The organism is Anaerotignum sp., assembly GCF_030625865.1.
Lineage (GTDB): Bacteria > Bacillota > Clostridia > Lachnospirales > Anaerotignaceae > Chakrabartyella.
Map to the genome: position 1 here is coordinate 1 of NZ_DAOUQB010000014.1, position 13,111 is coordinate 13,111.

Annotated in this window: 12 protein-coding genes; 1 reads left to right on the plus strand and 11 read right to left on the minus strand. The window is 40.7% G+C overall.

Features of this window, described 5'->3' with window-relative positions; translation table 11 throughout:
• Positions 1-825: 825 nt before the first annotated feature.
• The gene (locus P9Q65_RS05630; protein WP_304508392.1) at positions 826-1,128 is read right to left on the minus strand and encodes a hypothetical protein; all 303 of its coding nucleotides are present in this window, start codon (positions 1,126-1,128) and stop codon (positions 826-828) included.
• Between the two features lie 628 nt (positions 1,129-1,756).
• Here P9Q65_RS05630 and P9Q65_RS05635 point away from each other — a divergent pair.
• A complete protein-coding gene (locus tag P9Q65_RS05635) occupies positions 1,757-2,656 on the plus strand; it encodes an ABC transporter substrate-binding protein (protein WP_304508393.1) in 900 nt (299 codons plus the stop codon).
• An 87-nt stretch (positions 2,657-2,743) separates the two neighbouring features.
• Here the strand turns inward: P9Q65_RS05635 and P9Q65_RS05640 are convergent, their stop codons facing one another.
• The 10 genes from P9Q65_RS05640 to P9Q65_RS05685 form a co-directional block, all read right to left on the minus strand.
• The gene (locus P9Q65_RS05640) at positions 2,744-5,197 is read right to left on the minus strand and encodes a glycogen/starch/alpha-glucan phosphorylase (protein WP_304508394.1); all 2,454 of its coding nucleotides are present in this window, start codon (positions 5,195-5,197) and stop codon (positions 2,744-2,746) included.
• A 105-nt stretch (positions 5,198-5,302) separates the two neighbouring features.
• Positions 5,303-5,758: a hypothetical protein gene (locus P9Q65_RS05645; protein ID WP_304508395.1), complete on the minus strand. Its 456-nt coding sequence runs from the start codon at positions 5,756-5,758 to the stop codon at positions 5,303-5,305.
• A 62-nt stretch (positions 5,759-5,820) separates the two neighbouring features.
• On the minus strand, positions 5,821-6,393 hold the full coding sequence (locus P9Q65_RS05650; protein WP_304508396.1) for a chromate transporter: 573 nt from the start codon (positions 6,391-6,393) through the stop codon (positions 5,821-5,823).
• Complete coding sequence (locus tag P9Q65_RS05655) at positions 6,390-6,935, minus strand: chromate transporter (protein WP_304508397.1); 546 nt, start codon at positions 6,933-6,935, stop codon at positions 6,390-6,392. The genes P9Q65_RS05650 and P9Q65_RS05655 overlap by 4 nt, the downstream gene beginning before the upstream one ends.
• Before the next feature lie 16 nt (positions 6,936-6,951).
• Positions 6,952-8,028 (minus strand): peptide chain release factor 1, encoded by a 1,077-nt coding sequence (gene prfA, locus P9Q65_RS05660; RefSeq protein WP_304508398.1) that lies wholly within the window; start codon positions 8,026-8,028, stop codon positions 6,952-6,954.
• Positions 8,029-8,030: 2 nt separating this feature from the next.
• Positions 8,031-8,909, minus strand: a complete 879-nt coding sequence (prmC, locus tag P9Q65_RS05665; protein ID WP_304508399.1) for a peptide chain release factor N(5)-glutamine methyltransferase — start codon at positions 8,907-8,909, stop codon at positions 8,031-8,033.
• The gene (locus tag P9Q65_RS05670) at positions 8,896-9,831 is read right to left on the minus strand and encodes a DUF1385 domain-containing protein (RefSeq protein ID WP_304508400.1); all 936 of its coding nucleotides are present in this window, start codon (positions 9,829-9,831) and stop codon (positions 8,896-8,898) included. Before P9Q65_RS05670 ends, prmC begins: the two co-directional genes overlap by 14 nt.
• A gap of 290 nt (positions 9,832-10,121) precedes the next feature.
• Positions 10,122-10,325, minus strand: a complete 204-nt coding sequence (gene rpmE / locus P9Q65_RS05675; protein WP_304508401.1) for a 50S ribosomal protein L31 — start codon at positions 10,323-10,325, stop codon at positions 10,122-10,124.
• Between the two features lie 116 nt (positions 10,326-10,441).
• Positions 10,442-11,875: a transcription termination factor Rho gene (rho, locus tag P9Q65_RS05680; protein WP_304508402.1), complete on the minus strand. Its 1,434-nt coding sequence runs from the start codon at positions 11,873-11,875 to the stop codon at positions 10,442-10,444.
• 21 nt (positions 11,876-11,896) lie between these two features.
• Complete coding sequence (locus tag P9Q65_RS05685) at positions 11,897-12,994, minus strand: LysM peptidoglycan-binding domain-containing protein (protein ID WP_304508403.1); 1,098 nt, start codon at positions 12,992-12,994, stop codon at positions 11,897-11,899.
• Between the last annotated feature and the right edge of the window lie 117 nt (positions 12,995-13,111).

Consider the following 13,111-nt stretch of genomic DNA (forward strand, 5'->3'; position numbering starts at 1 on the left):
TCTCACCATGCCGCTCCCTCTTTCGCCTTACGGCGTTGGTCGGTCGCTTCATAATCGGTTCAAAGCTCACTAGCTGAATTGACTATGGGTTGTGTGTTTGTATCTCTACTGTTTAGTTTTCAAGGATCAAGTTGATACTTTATTGCGCTGTTCTTTTCGTTTGTCAGCGAATATTATCTTAACATATTCCTCATAGCTTGTCAAGACTTTTTTCGAAGTTTTTTTCATTCTTTCCTTCGCATTACTTGTTTTATTCGCTTTTTTTCACTCCGTTTTTTTGTTGTGTTTCGAAGTGACTTCTACTATTATACAGAAAAAATTACACTTGTCAACACTTTTTTCATTTTTATTTTACTTCTTTATAAAACACATTAAACCGCTAACGCTTCCGCAGCAAAACCACACTTATATATAGTAAGTTCATTACCACCAATGCTAAGATATGCCGTCACTTACGAAACACCTTAGAAGATTTAATTTCTCCCACCTCCGTCTTCCAACCCCGGAGAATAGTAAACACCGTCAAAATAGGAACTGCTTAATTGTATCTCATTTTTTACTTATATTTTCTCCAGTTGCCTTATGTACTTAATGGAATTGCCTAAGGAAGTTTCTTTACTTTTTCTCTTTAGTTGTTTTAAAAACGCCTTATTGGTCAAACCTATTGTTTAGTACCAACTCAAGTAAAACCCCATGTCTCCATTTAAAGTTTTATTATTTATTAGGAATATACGTAAAAATGACCCCTTATTCCGATTGGATTAAGGAGTCATTCCTGTGTTTAAGGCATCTTTGTTTATTCAGATGACCTATGCATACTGTTTCTTATTGTGCAGGTGTTTCATCTGCAGGTGCTTCATCTGCTGCTGGTGCTTCATCTGCTGCAGGTGCATCTGTAGTTGTGTCTGCGTTTAATTCATCTTCTGCTGCTCCATCTGTAACAGCATCTGCATCTGCATTTTCATCTTCGCCAATAGCATTCTGATCTTCAGGCTGTCCATTCTGAACTTCTTCCTGTGCAGGTGCATTATCAGCTGGTGTTTCTGCTGATTTGCCACATCCACTAAATGCCATTGCAAGACCTAAACATACTGCTACAATACATCCTTTGCTCATAAAACGTTTCATAATTACTTTCCCTCCTTATTTTGCAATCCAACTATAGCACAAATAGCAGAAAGTAAACATCCAACAGACCGCGTTATAACCCATAATTCGACAAAATTCCCTTCATCTATAGATTTAAATCTAGAATTTTATTCAAAAAATCAATCTTTTGTTTTCTGCCTTTGCAGATTGCTTTTCCGCCAAGCCTTTATTTTCGCGCTTTTTACGGCCTGCACTTTGAAATCTCCACAAAGATAGCTGTTTTTTCTTTTTTTCCCAAACGACATTTTTTCTTTAATTTTATTTCTTAAACATTTATTAAATTCTGACAGAAACCCTTTCGCTTTGACGGCTTTCACCTATTTTTGTAATGATTTTGCAAAAACAACTTGGAAGGCGCTCCCTATAGAAATAGGCAGAAAACATACTATACTATTGTCATAAAGCCGAATACTGTTTTTGATAAAGCCCCAAAAGGTAACCCTTCACGCCTATTGCAAACTGACAACTTTATTTTTTAATATGGGTTGTCAGATGTTCAATATTGCGCTACAATAAGATTTGTAATTATTGGGTTTCCCACGGCGAATGCGCAACAGCACGTTTTCCGTCGGCCAAAACCCTTTTAATAGAAGGAAGGAGGTTTCACATGAAAACTTTAAAGAAGCTGCCCTTATTTCTGCTGGTGGCTATCACAACAGGCACGCTGACGGCGTGCGCCCCCAAAACCACCCAGACAGACCAGTCCGTTGTAGTGGGGGCAAAAAACTATACCGAAAGCCTTTTGACAGGGGAGGTCATCGCACAACTGCTTGAAGCTAAAACCGATTTGAAGGTGGAACGCATCTATAATCTGTCGGCAGCCGTCTGCTTTGAATCTGCGCAAAACGGTGAAATTGATATTTTCCCAGAATATACAGGCAGCGGACTGGTGCATTACCTTAAAATGGATCCTATTCAAGATTCCGAGGAATGTTATCGTGTAGTCAAAGAGGAATATGAGAAGCAGTTTGATTTAATCTGGCTGGAGCCGATGGGCTTTAACAACACCTATGCCAATGCCGTACGCACTGACTTTGCCGAAGCAAACAATATCAAAACCTTCAGTGATCTTGCGCCCCTTACTCCCAATCTGGTTTTCGGGTGCGAGCATGGGTATCTCGACCGAGATGATGGATATTATCCCATGTGTGAGCTATACGGCTTCAACTTTAAGGAAACTGTTCAGATGGATATTGCCATGATGTACCAAGCACTGGATACCGGGCATGTGGATGTAGGAAACGTTTATACCACCGACGGCCAGCTTTATGCCCTTGATCTGACAGTGTTGGAGGATGACAAAAACTATTTCCCTTCCTATTACTGTGCTCCCGTAGTTCGCAGCGATACGCTAGAAAAGTATCCTGAAATCGCAGAGGCACTTAACGTATTAAAAAATTCCCTGACCGAAGAGGATATGATCCGTTACAACTATATGGTTGCTGGTGAGGAAAAGGAAATTGAGGAGGTTGCAGCACTCATTCTGGATGAACACGGCTGGACATAACAAAGAACCAAACTGGCTGCGTTAGGCGTTCTTGATGACACACCACGGTCACAAAAAGGCTCCCGCTTTTTAAGCAGGAGCCCTTTTTTATAATTCAATAGAAACAGGCGGTAGATTCCAAATTTCCTTTGCATATTCTTTAATTGTCCGATCGCTGGAAAATTTACCACTTTTCGCAACATTATAAATAGCCATCTTTGCCCATCTTTCTTTATCGCGGTAGGCATAATCCACAGCCTGTTGCGCCCGCCCATAATCGACATAGTCCTCTAGTACAAAATACTCATCCGCTTTGCTGCTGCCAAATCCATTCAGCAATGCATCATATAATTCCCGGAACAGCCCCGTATCAGCATCAAATGTACCATCTATCAATGCCGTCATAGCCATGCGCACTTCTTGATTCATATTGTATACACTCCAAGGATCATATTCCCCATTGTATTTTTCCTGAACTTCTTCTGCGCTCATGCCAAAAATGAAGATATTATCTTCACCCACTTCATCAAAAATTTCTACATTTGCACCGTCCATAGTACCCACAGTCAAGGCTCCATTCAACATAAATTTCATATTTCCTGTACCTGAAGCCTCTTTCCCCGCCGTAGAGATTTGTTCACTTACATCTGCCGCAGGTATTAATCGTTCCGCTAAGGAAACCCGATAATTTTCCATAAAAACAACTTTTATTTTGCCTTCAATGGTTTGGTCGTTATTCACCACATCCGCCACGCTGTTGATCAGCTTAATAATTAATTTAGCCCGCCGGTAACCCGCCGCCGCTTTTGCACCAAATATAAACGTTCTTGGTACCAAATCCATCCCGGGATCCATTTTTAACCGATTATAAAGTCCAATGATATGCAGCACATTCAACATCTGCCGCTTGTACTCATGCAATCGTTTCACCTGAATATCAAAAATACTATCGGGATTTATGTCAATGCCCTTTGTTGACTTAATATATTGTGCCAAAGCAACCTTGTTTTCCCTTTTAATTTCCATGAATCGTTCCCGAAATCCTGCATCTTCAGAATACTGCAAAATTCTTTCAATTTGGGATAAATCCGTGACCCATCCGTCACCAATCTTCTCCGTTACCAATTCAGCTAAACAAGGGTTTGCGTGCAGCAGCCATCTTCTCTGGGTAATCCCATTGGTCTTATTGTTAAATTTCTTAGGATAAAGCCTGTAAAAATCCTTTAACTCCTGATTTTTTAATATTTCTGTGTGAAGAGCCGCCACACCGTTTACGGAATGACTCCCCACAATTGCCATGTAAGCCATGCGAATCTGCCCATCGGCAATAATCGCAAGGCGACGAATTTTCTCCGGATTGTTTCCGTATTTCTCTGTAAGCTCAATACAAAAACGTCGATTGATCTCCTCAACAATTTGGTAAATACGGGGCAATAGTCGGCTAAATAAATCCAAAGGCCATTTTTCCAATGCTTCCGACATAATAGTATGGTTGGTATATGCACATACTTTTTGGGTAATAGCCCACGCCTGATCCCAAGGCAAATCGTTTTCGTCCACTAAAACCCGCATTAACTCGGCAACAGCAATACTGGGATGTGTATCATTAAGCTGGAACGCCACCTTCTCAGGCAATAAATCAAAATCACCATGATTATTTTTAAACCGCTCCACCACACGCTGAACCGTAGCAGAAATAAAAAAATACTGTTGGCGGAGGCGTAACTCTTTCCCTTGATAATGCTCATCCGCAGGGTAAAGCACATCCGTTAGGGTTTTTGCCAACGTTTCTTCCTCTGCTGCCTTTTGGTAGTTTCCCTCATTAAAAGACTTTAAATCAATTCTGTTTTTCGCCCGTGCATCCCATAAGCGAAGAGTATTCACCGTATTGTTTCCGTAGCCCATTACAGGATAATCGTAAGGGATAGCCATGACGGACTGATACCCTTCCTGCACAAAGCGATACCCGCCGTTTTCTTTGGGAACAGCTCGTACATTCCCTCCAAATTTCACCTCAACAGCATATTCGCTTCGCCGTATGCCCCAAGGATCTCCGTCCTCCAACCAGTTGTCTGGCGTTTCTACCTGATACCCATTTTCAATTTTTTGCTCAAATATACCATAATGGTAACGAATGCCGCAACCATACGCAGGCAATTCCAAAGTAGATAAGGAATCCAAGAAGCAGGCAGCCAAACGTCCCAATCCTCCGTTTCCCAAGCCGGGATCAGGCTCTGCATCCTCCACCATATTAAAGTCAATCCCTAATTCAGCAAAAACCTCCTTGATTATCTTATCCATTCCCATATTAATGAGCGCATTTCCCAAAAAACGCCCCATCAAAAATTCCATTGATAAATAATAAACCACCTTAACATCCTTCTTGTAATAAGTATCATGGGTCTTAATCCACTGATCTGTAATCAAATCTCTTAACGAGAACACCGCCGCCTGATAAATTTCTTCCGACAAAGCTGTTTCAATGGTTTTTCTGTAAAGTGTTTTCACATTTTCTCGGATCATCGTTTTTAATGTTTCTTTTTCTATCCCAACTAGCCCCATTAGAACCTCCTTCTGGGAATTACCCTTTTTCTGTTGTAATATTTTTTCGGCACTTTTTTATTTACTATATCAAAGCATTCCCCATTTTGCAAATAACCTTTCCTTTTAGAGAAAACAAATTGCAACACCAAAAATAAATCCCAAAATTCCGCCCAAAGCAGAAAGCAGTGTGTTTTTTAAAGACATCCCCTCAGGGAATAATCCGGCACAGGCAAAATAAAGCGCAGCTCCACCCATAAAACTTCTCGGTAATGCCCAGCCTTGATGAATAAATACTTCAAACAAAAAGGCTGCCGAAAACATAACCGCACTGCCTAATTCCTTTTTTAATCCATCCTCTGGATATTTCCCCTCTGCCCATACGCCGAAAACAATTCCTAAAATTGCCCCTAAGCCTGCCCAAAGGAACGCATTCAAAAAGGCAGGCGGCAAAAATAAGAAGCAAAGGTACGCTAAAATAATACCTTCTAAAAAACGAAAAAGCAACGGATAGGCTCTCTTTCGCCTACTCGCTGCCCACAGCAGCACCCAATACACAGGAATCGACAGACATAGACTCATACGTCCTTCCTCCTTATTCCATATACTCTATCATATGGATGGAAAAAGCCTTTCATTCCGTATCAGAATGCAAATATGATTCCAAGTGCTGCCCCAATTGCAATATAGAACACAGGGTGCTTTTTAAATTTATTTGTTAAGAAAAGCATACATACAAACAAAATACATTCCTTTACCCCAACAAGGCCAAGGAAATTTTCATAAGAAATATCGGTTATTTTTTTTACATGAAATAATGCACTGAGGATTACACTAAACCCGGCAGCTCCAATTAAACCCGTCACCCCGGGTCTAAGCAAATAAAAAACATCTTCCACATGGGAATTGTTTCGGAATCTCTGCAAAAATTTAGAGACAATGATGATAATAATAACAGAGGGAACCACCAAAGCCACTGTTGCAATCACACTACCCAAAGGGCCGCCAAATTGAAATCCCGTATACGTGGCCATGTTAACCCCCAATGGTCCAGGGGTAGATTCGGAAATCGCAACCATATCAGCAACCATCCCGTAGTTAAACCAGTCATATTTATCCGCCAACCGATACAAAAAGGGTAACGTTGCTAACCCGCCACCAACAGAAAACAGCCCTATCTTGAAAAACTCATAAAAAAGTATAAACCAACTGCTCATCTTGACCAGGCCCCCTTTACAACAGGCAAAGCCACACCAAGAAGTGCCGCCCCAAGGACGATCCAAATAGGTGATATACTCAAAATCGCTGAAAGCAAAAATGCGATCACTGCTATGACAGCACAAAATTTGTCTACCACAGATTTCTTCCACATTCCTACCACTGCATTTACAATTAAGACTCCTACAACCACACGAATTGCGCCAAATGCATGCTGTACAATGGGAAGCTCGGCAAAATTGTTTAACACTGCTGCAATGGTCATAACAATGATCACGGAAGGAAATATACTCCCTACCGTTGCGGCAATGCCACCCAGAACTCCTTTTTTCTTGTATCCAACAAAGGTGGCTGTATTAACAAAAATAATTCCGGGGGTGCATTGTCCTATGGCAAAATAATCAAGAATTTCGTCCTCACTGGCCCAGCCTCTTTTATCTACCACTTCCCTTTGCAGCATGGGAAGCATAGCATAACCCCCGCCAAAGGTAAATCCGCCAATCTTGCAAAAAGTAATAAAAAGCTGCCACAATTCTTTCACACTTTCACCGCCTTCTTTATTCCTCCAAACCTCCGGCCTGCATTTTTTTCATTTGATCCGTGGTGATCAATGCATCCATTAATTCATCCAGATCTCCGTTTAATATGCTATCAATTTTATGCAGCGTTAAGCCGATTCTATGATCTGTTACACGCCCTTGAGGAAAATTATAAGTACGAATACGCTCACTTCTGTCACCCGTCCCCACCTGTGAACGACGGTCCGCAGAAATTGCCGCATCATGTGCTTCTCTTTCTTTTTCATAAACCCTAGCGTATAAAACCTTAAGCGCCTGTTCCTTGTTTTTCAACTGAGATTTTTCATTTTGACAAGAAACCACAATTCCCGTAGGTAAATGGGTCATTCTCACCGCCGAATCTGTGGTATTTACACACTGTCCACCATTGCCTGATGCACGGAACACATCAACCCGAACGTCATTCATGTCAATATGAACATCAACCTCTTCTGCCTCGGGCATAACCGCCACTGTCACCGTAGAGGTATGAATACGCCCGCCGCTTTCCGTGGTTGGAATACGCTGTACACGATGAACACCACTTTCATATTTCATCCGTGAATAAGCACCTTTTCCCGTAATCATAAAAGATATTTCTTTAAAACCGCCCAAATCATTTTCGTTGGTATTCATCAATTCCACTTTCCACCGTCTGTCCTCAGCATAGCGAGCATACATACGGAATAAATCCCCTGCAAATAAGGCTGCCTCGTCACCACCGGCACCCCCTCTGATTTCCACAATTACGTTCTTTTCATCATTAGGGTCCTTGGGTAAAAGTAAAATGGTAATCTCACGCTTTAACTCTTCTAGGCGTTCCTTGTTATCGGCAAACTCTTCCTTTACCAATTCACGAAATTCTTCCTCCAGTTTTTCGCTTAATAACTCCAAGCCTTCTTCTACTGCACTCTTCACCTTCTTATACTCCCGATAAGCTTCAACAATGGGAGTCATATCGCTGTATTCCTTCATCAGCTTACGCCATTCCGATTGGTTAGCAATCATATCGGGATCATTCACCTGATCCGCTAAATCAATGTACTTGCTCTCAATCTCGGCCAATCGTTCAAACATAGTTACACCTCATTTAAAAATACTTTATTTAATTTTCCATAAACAACTCGATCCAATCCTGCTAAGTCCTGCCTTAGGACGCATTGCTGAAAACCTGCATCTCCCATCATAGAAAGCACCGCAGGCCCTTGATCATATCCTATTTCAAAAAACAGCCATCCACCATCCCTTAACCATTGATGGCTCTCCCTAATAATCCGCCGGTAAAAATCAAGCCCGTCTTTTCCGCCATCCAAAGCATTTTCCGGTTCAAAGTCCCGCACCTCAGGCATTAAACCGGTAATCACATCCTCGGCAATATATGGAGGATTGGAGACAATGGCATCAAAGCATCCTTTCCATTCGTCAGAAACCCTAGAAAATAAGTCACTCTCCAGCCACTGAATATCTGCGTGGTGTTGTGTTCCGTTTTTCCTTGCGAATTCCAGTGCTTTAGGGCTAATATCTATACCAATCCCTTCCATGTCTCCATAATAGGCAAGGCAAATAGGAATACACCCACTTCCCGTTCCCACATCTATAATTTTTTTAATTTTCTCCTGTTTGGAAATTTTCAAAACTGTTTCTACTAAAATTTCCGTGTCACTGCGGGGAATCAATGTCCCTTCGCCAACAGAAAAAGATAATCCCATAAAATCGCATCGCCCTAAAATATATTGTAGCGGACGGTTTTTTTCTCGTTGATTCAAATAATCATTGTATTTTTCCTCTTGCTCAAAAGAAATTTCTTTTTCCCCTTGGGTAAAAAGTGTCACACGGCTTAAACCGCATGCCTCCATAAGAAGAATCTCCCCTTCAAACGCATAGTTCTCTTTCCCTGCCGCCTTCAAACGCTGCTTGCCTTCAAACAATACAGCACTTAAGGTCTTATTCCGCCTCATCTTCCAATACTCCCTTCATTGCCGCAATGGCAGTTTCAATTTGGGAGCCATCCGGTTCGGCTGTTGTTATTTTCTGCAAACATAATCCAGGATAGCTAACTGCCGCAACCAATTTACTGTCAGATTTGCCTGCCCAACGAATCACCTCATAAGAAATACCTGCAACAATAGGCACCAAAAGTATTCTGGAAAGTAACCTTAAAACCAATGTATCCGTACGCACGAAAAAGAATACCACCATACTGATAATCATTACAAATAGTAAGAAGCTGGTTCCGCAGCGCTTATGTAAGCGAGTGCACGGTAACACATTCTCAACCGTTAAGTCTTTTCCGCTTTCGAAACAATTGATGGTTTTATGTTCCGCACCATGATATTGAAACACACGCTTAATTTCCTTCATTCTGGAAATCAAAAATAAATACAGTAAGAAAATAACAATACGAATAAGCCCCTCAATTACTCCCAAGCCCCAAACAGGAACAATCGTTTTAAAAAAATTACCCAGCCACACAGGAAGAACAAAAAATAAGCCCATTCCTAAGATCAGAGACACAGTAACGCTAAAATAAATCAAAATATCATTGATCTTATCCCCAAATTTGTCCTGAAGGAATTTTTCAAAAGGAGACAAATCCTCCTCTGCCCAATCCTCTCCAGCTATTTCCGCAGAATGCATCAATATTTTCGTACCTGTAATTAAAGAGTCCACAAAAGCTGCAATTCCTCGAAAAATAGGATATTTAAATATTCCCTTGCTGGCAATACCACCCCACTCGTTTTTTTCTACAGTAATGCCACCTGCAGGATTTCGCACCGCCATCGCATAAATCCTCTTGCCACGCATCATAACGCCTTCAATCACAGCTTGTCCACCAATATTATTGGGGCGTTTTCCATTCTTTTTATCTTGATCTGACATACTATCAACTCTTTTCACTTGTATATTGTATTGCAGTTTATTATTATAGCATAAAAGCCAGGAAACTGAAAATTTTTTTATTTTTTAGCATCCATTTTAAAATATTTGACTGCTATTAACCACACAATTTATTTTGATTACTCCTTTATGCCATTCTAAATATATCTCACCATTTGTATAATAATGGACTACAAACTAAAAAAAGTGCAGGAATATAAATTCTCTGCACATTTCTCATTCTAAATAATTTTAGAAACCAAAAAGTAGTTTTTCTCTCAACTTCAAGAAAATTACTTTCTGCCATATTTTTTGTTGAATTTTTCCACTCTGCCGCCGGCTTCCAAAAGCAATTTCTGGCTGCCTGTGTAGAAAGGATGGCATTTGGAGCAAACTTCAACTCTAATTTCTTCCTTTGTGGAGCCTGTTACAAATTCGTTCCCACAGTTGCATTTAACCTTTACCTGATTGTACTCGGGATGGATTCCTTCTCTCATTTCTTTCACCTCATTCTTTAAATTTGTTGATCAATAATTTCAATTATTTATAGACAACAACAGTAGTTTAGCATAAGTTTTTTCCCTTTGCAATAAAAAAATGTAAAAAGGGTTCATTACTTATCAAAAAGCCCCAAAGTTTTTTCCCAAATGGGCAATCTTTCCATAAATTCCTGATTGTTACGAGTCTTTCTCATTAAGTCATAAAAACCTTCCACCATTTCCATCTGGCTCATGGTAGAAGCCATTCTGCGAAGGGTAAAGTTGCATTCCAACTCTTGCTCCGTAAGTAACTTTTCTTCTCTTCGGGTTCCTGATTTTATAATATCCACCGCCGGGAAAATTCGGCGTTCCGAAAGACGTCTGTCCAACACTAATTCCATATTCCCGGTTCCCTTAAATTCTTCGAAAACAACTTCGTCCATCTTGCTTCCCGTATCTATCAAAGCAGTAGCAAGTATGGTTAAGCTTCCCCCATGCTCAATATTTCTGGCAGCACCAAAAAAACGTTTGGGCATATATAATGCGGCGGGGTCCAATCCACCTGAAAGCGTTCTTCCACTGGGGGGAATCGTCAAATTATAAGCTCTCGCTAATCTCGTTAGGCTGTCCAAAAGAATAACCAAATCTTTTCCCTGTTCAACCAAACGTTTCGCTCTTTCCAAAACCATTTCAGTTACTCGCTTATGGTGTTCAGGCTGTTCATCAAAGGTAGAGTAAACAATTTCAACATTTTTGCCCTCTATAGAACGTTGAATATCCGTCACTTCCTCCGGACGTTCATCAATCAAAAGAACAATCAGATGTACTTCCTTATGATTCTTTGTAATTGCATTGGCCATTTGGGTCAAAAGAACGGTCTTGCCCACTTTTGGCGGTGCCACAATCATCCCTCTTTGGCCCTTGCCAATAGGTGCACAAAGGTCAATAATTCTTCCTGAAAGCTCTTCCCGCCCCACTTCAAGACAAAGCTTCTCTTCGGGATAAATTGGTGTTAAATCCTCAAAATTAGGGCGTTTGGCAGCCTGATCCGGTTGATCCCCATTCACGGATTTTACAAATAAAAGGGCACCAAATTTTTCTCCTTCTCGTGCGGTACGGATATTCCCCATAACCGCATCCCCGGTTTTTAAATTAAATCGTCTTATTTGAGATGGGGAAACATAAATATCTCCTGCTCCCGGAAGAAAATTCTGTGTTCTAAGGAAACCAAACCCATCGGGCATTACCTCCAGTATTCCTTCTCCCCCTACACTATTTTCCATTATGGCAGCTTTTTCATCCTTCTGGGAAGATTTATCTCTATACCCGTTCTCTTCTGTCTTCATCTTCGGAGTCTCTTCGCTTTTTTTCCTGACCTCTTGGTTCTCGTGCAAAGAAAAACCATAAGCAGTCACACGCTTCACGGCTACACCTTCCGCCTGGGACTGCTTTTCCAATATTTTTTCAATTAATTCACTTTTTTTCAAGGTGGAAATGGACTTTATGTCCATTTCCTTCGCCATTTCTCTCAGTTCTGCCAGAGTTTTTTTCTGGAGATCATTTGCCATCTTCTCTTCTCCTAACTTTTATTATCTAGGAATTTTTAATTTTGCACCATCGCTGAGGGTATCTGTTTCCTTTAAGTTATTCGCGTCTAAAATTTTCTGATATTCTGCGCCATTACCATACACCTTCTGTGCAATACCCCAAGCCGTATCACCATGTTGTACAACATACTCTGTTGTATTCTCCAAAGAAGTTGTCGTATTGCCATCAGTAGTTGAAGCATTTGTATTTGTGTTTGTATTAGCTCCATCAGAAGAAGTATCTTCGCCGCCAGTTGCATCTCCCTCTGCATTAGGATTCTGCAAGTTCGCCAATTCTTCTTCCAGCTGCATTTTTTCAAGCTGGATTTGTTCATATTTAGTGCTTAACTCTTTATTGGCTGTGACTTGATTTTGTGCATCCTCCAATTTACTGCTTAAGCTGACACACTTGAAAATCAGGAATACAATTAATAATAACCCAATTATTCCCAAAACAATGCCCAGTTTATTCACACCACCACGATAGTCATCATCATAATCATAATCATCATAAAGACTGTCAAGGTGCTCCTGCTTTGCCTTTTCTTCAAAATCCAGATCTTCATAACGATTTCTGCCTCTAGCCCCAAAATCCTCAAAAGCATTATCTTCTCTTTTTGATTTCTTACGTTTCGCTGGTGCTAATGTTTGTTGGGTTGCTTCCTCAACAATTTTTGACTTTTTACGGGCAGGCATTACGCTTACATACTGAATCCCATCGTCGTACTCGTCCTGTTCTATTTTATGCCCTGAAGATACTGTATTATTCGTATCTTCCTCAGCCGATGAATATCTTGCACGGCGGGAAACATATCTGGTAGGCTCCCCCTCCTGTTGCGGCCCTTTCCTGATCTCATTGATTTCAGTACCTACCTGCTGCATTCTGGCTTCCCGTACCTCTTCAATGTCTTCTCTTGATGGTCTTCTTCTGGAGCGGCTGGTTTCTGTATTGCCGTCTTTTCCCATTAAAGGATGCGTCTGCATTAAAATATCAACGACTTCTTTGGGCAAATCATTATATAAGTCTTCATAATATTCTTTATCACTATCATTCATACCTCGAGAATCCGGGTTTGTATTGCCATTTTTATCATTGCTCATAATTTACCTCCGCTGAATTATGAAGTTCCTGCTTTTGCTCACAAGAATCACATTATATCTTATTATTTTACATTCTTCCCTCTAAAGTGTCAACATAACTGAATACTTTTCAAGAAA

Bases quoted from the DNA above. Each gene is read 5' to 3' on its own strand.
- P9Q65_RS05630 (WP_304508392.1), bottom strand. From the start codon at position 1,128: ATGAAACGTTTTATGAGCAAAGGATGTATTGTAGCAGTATGTTTAGGT.
- P9Q65_RS05635 (WP_304508393.1), top strand. From the start codon at position 1,757: ATGAAAACTTTAAAGAAGCTGCCCTTATTTCTGCTGGTGGCTATCACA.
- P9Q65_RS05640 (WP_304508394.1), bottom strand. From the start codon at position 5,197: ATGGGGCTAGTTGGGATAGAAAAAGAAACATTAAAAACGATGATCCGA.
- P9Q65_RS05645 (WP_304508395.1), bottom strand. From the start codon at position 5,758: ATGAGTCTATGTCTGTCGATTCCTGTGTATTGGGTGCTGCTGTGGGCA.
- P9Q65_RS05650 (WP_304508396.1), bottom strand. From the start codon at position 6,393: ATGAGCAGTTGGTTTATACTTTTTTATGAGTTTTTCAAGATAGGGCTG.
- prfA (WP_304508398.1), bottom strand. From the start codon at position 8,028: ATGTTTGAACGATTGGCCGAGATTGAGAGCAAGTACATTGATTTAGCG.
- prmC (WP_304508399.1), bottom strand. From the start codon at position 8,909: ATGAGGCGGAATAAGACCTTAAGTGCTGTATTGTTTGAAGGCAAGCAG.
- P9Q65_RS05670 (WP_304508400.1), bottom strand. From the start codon at position 9,831: ATGTCAGATCAAGATAAAAAGAATGGAAAACGCCCCAATAATATTGGT.
- rpmE (WP_304508401.1), bottom strand. From the start codon at position 10,325: ATGAGAGAAGGAATCCATCCCGAGTACAATCAGGTAAAGGTTAAATGC.
- rho (WP_304508402.1), bottom strand. From the start codon at position 11,875: ATGGCAAATGATCTCCAGAAAAAAACTCTGGCAGAACTGAGAGAAATG.
- P9Q65_RS05685 (WP_304508403.1), bottom strand. From the start codon at position 12,994: ATGAGCAATGATAAAAATGGCAATACAAACCCGGATTCTCGAGGTATG.